The sequence below is a fragment of the Pseudomonas inefficax genome (genome assembly GCF_900277125.1).
In the GTDB taxonomy this organism is placed as follows: Bacteria; Pseudomonadota; Gammaproteobacteria; order Pseudomonadales; family Pseudomonadaceae; genus Aquipseudomonas; species Aquipseudomonas inefficax.
On the sequence record NZ_OPYN01000050.1, the window covers coordinates 1 to 2,082 of the forward strand.

General features: G+C 63.2%; 3 protein-coding genes and 1 pseudogene. 2 read left to right on the top strand and 2 right to left on the bottom strand.

Translation table 11 applies throughout. The annotated features are described in order from the left end of the window. Positions 1–230: 230 nt before the first annotated feature. Positions 231–464 (bottom strand): hypothetical protein, encoded by a 234-nt coding sequence (locus tag JV551A3_RS05420; protein ID WP_133978410.1) that lies wholly within the window; start codon positions 462–464, stop codon positions 231–233. A 145-nt stretch (positions 465–609) separates the two neighbouring features. Here JV551A3_RS05420 and JV551A3_RS05425 point away from each other — a divergent pair, with 145 nt between their 5' ends. Together JV551A3_RS05425 and JV551A3_RS05435 are read left to right on the top strand one after the other, a co-directional pair. After that, a complete protein-coding gene (locus JV551A3_RS05425) occupies positions 610–1,194 on the top strand; it encodes a YajG family lipoprotein (protein WP_133978412.1) in 585 nt (194 codons plus the stop codon). A 279-nt stretch (positions 1,195–1,473) separates the two neighbouring features. Continuing rightward, positions 1,474–1,734, top strand: coding sequence for a hypothetical protein (locus JV551A3_RS05435; RefSeq protein WP_046616028.1), 261 nt, complete (start codon positions 1,474–1,476; stop codon positions 1,732–1,734). A 116-nt stretch (positions 1,735–1,850) separates the two neighbouring features. Here the strand turns inward: JV551A3_RS05435 and JV551A3_RS05440 are convergent. Then, positions 1,851–2,082: pseudogene (locus tag JV551A3_RS05440) on the bottom strand (1-acyl-sn-glycerol-3-phosphate acyltransferase); the annotation flags it as partial.

Consider the following 2,082-nt stretch of genomic DNA (forward strand, 5'->3'; position numbering starts at 1 on the left):
ACTGCGCGATGGCAACCCGCAGGTTCATGCAGTGTGAAGGGCCGGAAAAGCAGGCACGACAGCCGATGCAAGACCTGAGTGGAAGGCTCTCTGTGGGCGAAGCGTTGAAGTTACCGGGGTCAATCGGCGAGTGCGGGGCCCGATCAGGAGACGTCCTTATAATCGGGGGGGGATTATATCGATTTCGCGGGCGGAAATGGCGCCATTCGTGGTTTTTATTGCAGCGTTTGTCAGGCCGCGAGGATGCGCTGGTGCCNGCGGCGGCTTGCGCGGGCGCAAACCCGGGCGCTGGCGGGCAATTCGCGGCCCAGCCAGGCGAGCTGGATTTCGCCGATCTGGACCCAGCCGCTGCCGCTGGGCGCCTGGCTGCATTGCTTGAAGGCCAGGCATTTGCCGTCGGCATCGAGGCGGGCATAGGCGTTGTGGCGCGGGCGTTGGAATAGCAGGGTCCAGAGCGAGGCCATGGCAGCGAGTCCTGTGCGTTAGGGCTTGGCGCAAGGATAAGGGCGCGGCGATGAAACGATTGTGACAAGCGGGCCAGGCCGATGACTGGTCGATGCGTGGCTAGGTATACTGTGGGCCTTCGCCGCTTTTTCTGGAGTAACGCGCATGTTGCAACGTCTGTTGTTCGGTTTGATCGCCGTGGCCAGCCTCAACCTGGTTGGTTGTGCCCACAGCCCGCAACAACTCAACCCGCAACCCACGCTCAAGGCCCAGCTTGCCCCGGTCGGCCATGGCCAGCCGGTAGTGGTCCGGGTGGTTGACGGCCGGGCCTCGCAGTCCCTGGGAACTCGCGGTGGCATGTACCCCGAGACCAGCACCATCAGCGTTAGCGGTAACGACATCGTGCCCAAGCTGCAGGCCCAGGCCGAAGCCGCGGTACGCCTGCTCGGCTTCACCCCGACGCCGAACGCCTACAACGCGCCGCAGCTGACCGTGACCCTGGCCGAGTTGAAGTACCAGTCGCCGAAAGACAACCTGTACGTGACCGAGGCTACCATCGGTGCCACCTTCCGTGCCGACGTGTCCAATGGCGGTCGCCGCTACAGTGGCCGTTACGGTGCTTCGCTGGACCAGCGTTTCGGCATGGCGCCGAACCAGGAAACCAACACCCAGCTGGTGGGCGATGTGCTGAGCGATGCACTGACCCGCATGTTCAAGGACCCGACCATCGGTCAGGTGCTGGGGCAGTAAGGCTTCAGCTGTAAAACAAAACCCGCTGCCTGTGTTCCAGGCAGCGGGTTTTTTGTTGCCTGTGCCGGCCCTTTCGCGGGCACGCCCGCTCCCACAGGGAAATCAATGAGCCTGAGCCTGGAGATGTTGCTGTGGGAGCGGGCGTGCCCGCGAAGAGGCCGGCAAAGCCTCATGCCCTGTCAGATGAAACCTGATGACATTTTGTCGCCTGGACCGGGCGTCAGGGCGCGACTTGGGTAGAATGCCGGCCTTTGCCGTCGCTCATACCGAGGTTGCGTGATGTCCTTGCAAGTGCTCTGGGGGTTCCTGGCCGCCCACCCGACCAAGCTGATCAATCTGCTGGCGCTGCTGCTGACCTGCCCGGGCGGGTTGCTGCTGCACAGTGCGCGGCGGCGTGAGGCCGAGACCCGCGAATACATGGCGGTGGACGATGGGGTGGTGGACGCGTTCGACCTGCGGGTACCCCGGTACTTCTACATTCTCGGTTTTTCGTGCCTGGCGATGGCGTTGCTGCTGTCCTGGTTCAGTACCTGGGTTTGAGAACCCGGGGCCGCTTTGCGGCCCATCGCGACACAAGGCCGCTCCTACAGGTATGCGCGATCTCCTGTAGGAGCGGCCTTGTGTCGCGATGGGCTGCAAAGCAGCCCTAGGATCGATCAGGCAACCGGTGCCTGCTGCCTGACCTGATACTGGTTGCGCACCGGCGTCGCATACTGCAACACCAGATACGGACGCTGTTCTTCTGGGCAGGCATCCAGGCGGCGTTGCCATTCTTCCTTGGCCCGGGCCAGTTCATCGGCCGGGAATATCTTCTCGGCGCTCGGCACCTGCAGCGCCTCATCCTTGCCTTCCCACATCGCATAGGCCAGATAGTGCACCGGGAATAGC

What these genes read in the sequence shown, in the direction of transcription:
- JV551A3_RS05425 (WP_133978412.1), top strand. Translation starts at nt 610, where the DNA reads ATGTTGCAACGTCTGTTGTTCGGTTTGATCGCCGTGGCCAGCCTCAAC.
- JV551A3_RS05435 (WP_046616028.1), top strand. Translation starts at nt 1,474, where the DNA reads ATGTCCTTGCAAGTGCTCTGGGGGTTCCTGGCCGCCCACCCGACCAAG.